Source organism: Bradyrhizobium sp. 153 (genome assembly GCF_023073835.1).
In the GTDB taxonomy this organism is placed as follows: domain Bacteria; phylum Pseudomonadota; class Alphaproteobacteria; order Rhizobiales; family Xanthobacteraceae; genus Bradyrhizobium.
Map to the genome: position 1 here is coordinate 1 of NZ_JADPKH010000070.1, position 510 is coordinate 510.

Annotated in this window: 1 protein-coding gene; it reads left to right on the forward strand. The window is 63.1% G+C overall.

Going from position 1 to position 510, the window contains the following annotated elements:
- Positions 1-510, forward strand: a 510-nt coding sequence (locus IVA91_RS15825) for a lipase family protein (protein ID WP_247458961.1), incomplete at both ends; no start/stop codon positions are given.

The following is a 510-nucleotide window of genomic DNA, read 5'->3' on the forward strand; positions in this document are numbered from 1 at the left end:
TCCACTTATCGCGTGCTCTATCGCTCGACGGGGCTGAACGGTCGGCCGGTCTTTGTGTCCGGCGTCGTCATCGTTCCGCAAGGCACGCCCGCGCTCGGCCGACGTCCGATCGTTGCTTGGGCACATCCGACTTCGGGTATCGTGCCGCGTTGCGCCCCATCGCTCGCCATTTTTCTGTTTCAGCAGATCCAGGGACTTCGCTCGATGATCTCCCGTGGCTTCGTCGTTGCGGCGACCGATTATCCAGGGCTCGGTACGCCGGGCCCGCATCCTTATCTGGTCGGTGAGAGCGAAGGTCGAGCCGTGATTGATATTGTGCGCGCGGCACGCTCCGTTACCCGCGCAGGCGATGGCAAGGACTTCACGGTTTGGGGGCATTCACAAGGCGGGCAGGCCGCGCTCTTCGCCGGAATGATCGCAAACGCCTACGCTCCTGAGCTGAAGCTTCTCGGTGTCGCTGCAGCGGCCCCGGCAACGGACCTCGTGAAGCTGATGAGCGACGACATCAAC